Source organism: Micromonospora endophytica (assembly GCF_003236305.1).
Lineage (GTDB): Bacteria > Actinomycetota > Actinomycetes > Mycobacteriales > Micromonosporaceae > Micromonospora > Micromonospora endophytica.
The window spans coordinates 1-4,455 of the sequence record NZ_POTX01000353.1 but is presented as its reverse complement, the minus strand read 5'-3'; the positions used below and the strand labels follow the sequence as shown (position 1 = coordinate 4,455).

Here is a 4,455-nt window from a genome sequence, read left to right as displayed (position 1 = left end):
GGGTGGGCGAATGGGACGACATTATTGGGTGAGGCGGGAACCGGGGCGCTGCCCGCATGATGTAGGTCGCCCCGACGAATGACAGGAGTGAGGTGCCGGTGGACCCGCTCGACCGCATTGACGAACTCATCGCCATGGTGGAGCAGGCGCGCTCCGTGCCCATGTCGCGCAACAACTGCATGGTCGATCGGGGCGAGATGATCGCGGCCCTGGACGAGCTGCGCGCCGAGCTGCCCGCCGACCTGCGCCGGGCCGCTGCCCTGCTGGAGGAGCGGGACAAGATCATGGAGGCCGGCAAGCGGGAAGCCGACCGGATCATCAGCGAGGGTGAGGCGGAACACGCCCGACTGGTGTCGGTGAACGAGATCACCGTCTCCGCCGAGCACGAGGGTGCCCGGATCATCGCCGAGGCGCGCGCCGAGGCGCAACGCCTTCGCGAGGAGGTCGACGACTACGTCGACACCGCGCTCGCCAACTTCGAGCAGTTCCTCACCCGGGCGCTGGCCTCCATCGAGCGCGGACGGGACAAGATGCACGCGCTGCGGGAGATCGGCACCTTCGGCGGCGACGAGGCGGAACGCCCGCTGCCCTTCTGAAGCACACCAGGGCGGTCGCCGTGGACCGCCCGTCAGCAGTGACGATGCCCCGGTCGGCCGCCCCCGATTCGACGGTCCGGCGCTGGTGCAGGTAATCTCGCTTGTCGGCCTCTCACCGGCCGGAGTCTAACTATGCCTAAACAATCACCTGTCTCACTCGACCCCAGGTCGCCGCTGGTCCTCGACACGAGGGAACTGCCGCGTCGGCCTGGTGCGTTGCGTACCGTCAACCGGGTGGTTCCGGCGCCGTCGGACCTCGGCGGGGAGTTGATCGCCGTGCCGGAGGGCGCGGACCTCGAGCTCGATCTGCGGATGGAGTCGGTGTCCGAGGGCGTGCTCGTCTCGGGGACCGTCAGCGGTCCGGTCCGCGGCGAGTGCGGTCGCTGCCTGCGCGAGATCAACGACTCGGTGGCGGTGACGATCCAGGAGCTGTACGCGTACGAGAACAGCACCACGGATGTCACCACCGAGGAGGATGAGGTCGGTCGGATGCAGGGAGACCTGATCGACCTGGAACCGGCGGTGCGGGACGCGGTGGTGCTGGCGCTGCCGACCAACCCGCTCTGCCGGCAGGACTGCCCGGGCCTGTGCCCCGACTGTGGGGTGCACTGGGACGATCTGCCGGCCGACCACAGCCACCAGCAGATCGACCCGCGTTGGGCGGGCCTGTCGCAACTGACCCGTACAGAGGAGTAAGAACCGTGGCCGTCCCCAAGCGCAAGATGTCGCGCAGCAACACCCGGTCCCGCCGGGCGAACTGGAAGGCCGCGGCGGTCGCGACCGTGGCCTGCCCGCAGTGCAAGTCCCCGAAGCTGCCGCACGCCGCCTGCTCCGTCTGCGGCACCTACAACGGCCGCCAGGTCCTCGAGGTCTGATCCGGACGCCGAGTGACGTCTCCGACCACGGGTCGGGCGTCGCGCACCACCCGGCGATCGCCCGTTGCTCCCGCCGACGCCGGCCGGCTCGCCCCGGCCGGCGTCGCGAAGCAGCCGGGCACCGCACGGATCGCCGTTGACCTCCTCGGCGGGGACGATGCTCCCGCCGTCGTGGTGGACGGCGCTCTACGGGCGGTGCGTGTCGACCCTGACCTGCACCTGCTGCTCGTCGGCCCGCCAGAGGCGGCCGGCGCGCTCATCGACGCCCTCGACCCGGCCGAACGCGTCCGGATCACCGTGCGTCCCGTTCACAACGCCGTCGGCATGGCCGAGGACCTCACCGCCGCCCGTGCCGACACCACGATTCGCGCGGCCGTCGCCGCCGTCCGGTCCGGGCAGGCCGATGCCCTGATCTCCGCCGGCTCCACCGGCGCCACCGTCACCGCCGCCGCGCTCGGTTTCGGCCGCTGGCCCGAGGTCCGCCGCCCGGCTCTGGTGGCCGCGCTCCCGGCCGTGGCCGGGCCGGTCCTGCTCCTGGACGTCGGTGGTTCGCTGGAGCCGAGCGCGGCGACCCTCGCCCGGCACGCCGTGCTCGGTGCCGCCTACGCCGCGATCGCGCACGGCCTGGCCGCACCCCGGGTGGGCCTGCTCTCCGTCGGCACCGAACCAGGCAAGGGCGACCGGGCCCGCCGCCTGACCGACCCGGTGCTCAGCACCGCCGAACTGCCCGGTGGGGCCCGCTACGTCGGGCTGGTCGAGGGGTACGACGTCTGCCGCGGCACCCGCGCCGACGTGGTGGTCACTGACGGCTTCACCGGCAATGTGCTGCTCAAGGCGGTGGAGAGCGCGTACGCCCTGGCTGGCGGGCCGCCACCCGGCGGAGCTGCGCCCCGGGCCGCCACCCTGCTCGGGGTGGCCGGCACCGTGGTGGTCTGCCACGGTGCGGCCAGCGCCGACGACATCGCCTCCGGCATCGCGCTCGCCGCCCAGCTCTGGCGGCAGAACGCCGTCGCCCGGGTCGCCGCGGTGCTCGCCCGGGAACGCCACGTCCGCACCACCGACACCGAGGTACGCACATCATGAGCAACGACAAGCGACGGCGGCCCACCATCGGCCATCTCGAGGCTGCCTTCGGCGTCTCGATGGATCCTGACCTGCTGGAGCGGGCCCTGACCCACCGCTCGTACGCGTACGAGAACGGCGGCCTGCCCACCAACGAGCGGTTGGAGTTCCTGGGCGACTCGGTACTCGGCGTGGTGATCACCACGGCGCTGTTCCACAACCACCCGGATCTGCCGGAGGGGCAACTGGCCAAGTTGCGGGCCAGCGTGGTCAACATGCGTGCCCTCGCTGACGTGGCCCGTGGCCTGGGTCCGGACGGGCTCGGCGCGTACCTCCTGCTCGGCAAGGGGGAGGAGACCACCGGCGGCCGGGACAAGGCGAGCATCCTCGCCGACACCCTGGAGGCGCTGCTCGGCGCGATCTACCTCCAGTACGGGCTGGACACCGCCGCCATCGTCATCCACCGGCTGTTCGACCCGCTGATGGCCGAGTCGGCCGGCCGGGGTGCCGCCCTGGACTGGAAGACCAGCCTCCAGGAGTTGACTGCCGCGCTCGGCCTCGGTGTGCCGGAGTACCGGATCGAGGGCACCGGCCCGGACCATCTGAAGACCTTCACCGCCTGGGTGGTGGTCGCCGGCAACCGGTACGGCGGTGCCGAGGGCCGCAGCAAGAAGGAAGCCGAGCAGCGGGCGGCGGAATCCGCGTGGCGGACGCTCACCGACACGGCCGAGCAGGCCGAGACGGCTGAGATGGCTGAGCCGGCTGAGATGGCTGAGCCGGCGGCGGTGGCGGATGGTGCGGACGGCGCCGGGCAACCGGTCGCCGCCGAGGTGGCCGAGGCCGGATCCCCGCCCGCCGACCCGGCCCAGGTGGTCGACGCAGCGCAGGCGGTTGACGCGGCCCAGGCGGTTGACCCGGCCCAGTCGGTTGACGCGGCGCAGGCTGTCGACAGGCACCCGGCGCAGGCCGAGGCGCGCGGTGCCTGAGCTGCCCGAGGTGGAGACCGTCCGCCAGGGACTGGCCCGCTGGGTCACCGGCCGACGGATCGGCTCGGTCGAGGTGCGTCACCCTCGTGCGGTGCGTCGGCACGCGCCGGGGGGCGCCCACTTCGCCGACGTCCTGGCTGGCCGGACCGTGCTCGACGTACGTCGCCGCGGCAAGTATCTCTGGCTGCCGCTAGACAGCGGTGACGCGGTGATCGGACACCTGGGCATGTCGGGGCAGCTGCTCCTGCAACCGGCCAGCGCGCCCGACGAGACGCACCTGCGGGTACGCTTCCGCTTCACCGATGACGGCCCTGAGCTGCGCTTTGTCGATCAGCGTACGTTCGGCGGGCTGTCGGTGAGCGAGGGCGGTGCGACGCTTCCCGCGGAAATCGCGCACATCGCCCGGGATCCCATCGACGAGGAGTTCTCCGACGCGCAGTTCGTGGCGGCGTTGCGGCGGCGGCGTACCGAGGTCAAGCGCGCGTTGCTGGACCAGACGCTGATCTCCGGGGTGGGCAACATCTACGCCGACGAGGCGCTGTGGCGCGCGGGGCTGCACGGCACCCGGTCGAGCGAGGCGCTTACGGGACCGGCCGCACTGCGGCTGCTCGGTCACGTCCGGGACGTGCTCGGTGAGGCCATCACCGCAGGTGGCACCAGCTTCGACGCCCTCTACGTCAACGTCAACGGCGAGAGCGGCTACTTCGACAGGTCGTTGAACGTCTACGGTCGCGAGGGACAGCCCTGCCGCCGCTGCGGCGCCCCGATCCGGCGCGAGGCGTTCATGAACCGGTCGTCGTACAGCTGTCCCCGCTGCCAAACCCGCCCCCGCCCGCAGCGTTGATCAAGAAGTTTCCGTCAGCCGAGAACGCTCTCTCAGACCAGAACCTCTTGATCAACGCAGCCGAGTGGGGACGGGACGGGACGGGTCAGGGT

At 71.8% G+C, this 4,455-nt stretch carries 5 protein-coding genes and 1 pseudogene; all 6 read left to right on the top strand.

Annotated elements, in window-relative coordinates:
- Nucleotides 1-98 precede the first annotated feature (98 nt).
- The 6 genes and pseudogenes from C1I93_RS28780 (at nt 99) to mutM (ending at nt 4,363) form a co-directional block, all read left to right on the top strand.
- The gene (locus C1I93_RS28780; RefSeq protein WP_111246403.1) at nt 99-596 is read left to right on the top strand and encodes an SPFH domain-containing protein; all 498 of its coding nucleotides are present in this window, start codon (nt 99-101) and stop codon (nt 594-596) included.
- 132 nt (nt 597-728) lie between these two features.
- On the top strand, nt 729-1,292 hold the full coding sequence (locus C1I93_RS28775; RefSeq protein WP_111246402.1) for a YceD family protein: 564 nt from the start codon (nt 729-731) through the stop codon (nt 1,290-1,292).
- A gap of 5 nt (nt 1,293-1,297) precedes the next feature.
- Nucleotides 1,298-1,471: a 50S ribosomal protein L32 gene (gene rpmF, locus C1I93_RS28770; RefSeq protein WP_013732077.1), complete on the top strand. Its 174-nt coding sequence runs from the start codon at nt 1,298-1,300 to the stop codon at nt 1,469-1,471.
- 129 nt (nt 1,472-1,600) lie between these two features.
- Nucleotides 1,601-2,554 (top strand): phosphate acyltransferase PlsX, encoded by a 954-nt coding sequence (locus tag C1I93_RS28765; RefSeq protein WP_223256421.1) that lies wholly within the window; start codon nt 1,601-1,603, stop codon nt 2,552-2,554.
- Nucleotides 2,551-3,342: pseudogene (rnc, locus tag C1I93_RS28760) on the top strand (ribonuclease III); the annotation flags it as partial. The gene C1I93_RS28765 and the pseudogene rnc, both read left to right, overlap by 4 nt.
- A gap of 169 nt (nt 3,343-3,511) precedes the next feature.
- Nucleotides 3,512-4,363, top strand: a complete 852-nt coding sequence (gene mutM, locus C1I93_RS28755; protein WP_111246400.1) for a bifunctional DNA-formamidopyrimidine glycosylase/DNA-(apurinic or apyrimidinic site) lyase — start codon at nt 3,512-3,514, stop codon at nt 4,361-4,363.
- Nucleotides 4,364-4,455 lie beyond the last annotated feature (92 nt).

Excerpts from the sequence above, each read along its gene's own strand:
- C1I93_RS28775 (WP_111246402.1), top strand. The coding sequence starts at position 729 with ATGCCTAAACAATCACCTGTCTCACTCGACCCCAGGTCGCCGCTGGTC.